The sequence below is a fragment of the Bradyrhizobium sp. DN3 genome, from assembly GCF_041357655.1.
Lineage (GTDB): Bacteria > Pseudomonadota > Alphaproteobacteria > Rhizobiales > Xanthobacteraceae > Bradyrhizobium.
In genome coordinates, this window is sequence record NZ_JAULLN010000095.1 from 1 (window position 1) to 462 (window position 462).

Sequence of the window (462 nt, forward strand, 5' to 3'; positions counted from 1 at the left end):
CGAAGTTTCAGAGGGGCGCTCTCGCCTTCATCAAAACGAACAGGTGAGAACCGGCGGCGATCAGTGAGAAAATGACTATCCCTAATTCGGCACCGTGCACATGCTGCGGCGCATACGTTGAAGCCAGCCAAATGAAGAACCGGACGGCCGCCATGAAGGCAATCATCCCCCACATAGCGAGCCATTTTGGGGCGTACCAAGTTGGCTCGCCGTTGGGACCCCATTGCATAGCAACGCGCTCGCTTGCGATACGCGGGCCAAGATAAAGGTTTAACCCGACGACCAACGCGATAGCGAAACCAAAGACGTAGTCTGCTGGCACCATGCTTTCCGCCTTCCAAACACCAGCCGAGACTATCCAGAGACGGAGAAGCGATCTAGTGTTGTTTAGATGGAGCCGCTCGCGTCTACTTCCTTATGGTCGCTGGTAGATTGACTAGACGCTACGACCGCTTCTGGCCC

Annotated in this window: 1 protein-coding gene; it reads right to left on the reverse strand. The window is 55.6% G+C overall.

The features are described 5' to 3' along the window. Positions 1-7: 7 nt before the first annotated feature. Positions 8-325, reverse strand: coding sequence for a DUF1648 domain-containing protein (locus tag AAE027_RS39505; RefSeq protein WP_370989746.1), 318 nt, complete (start codon positions 323-325; stop codon positions 8-10). Positions 326-462 lie beyond the last annotated feature (137 nt).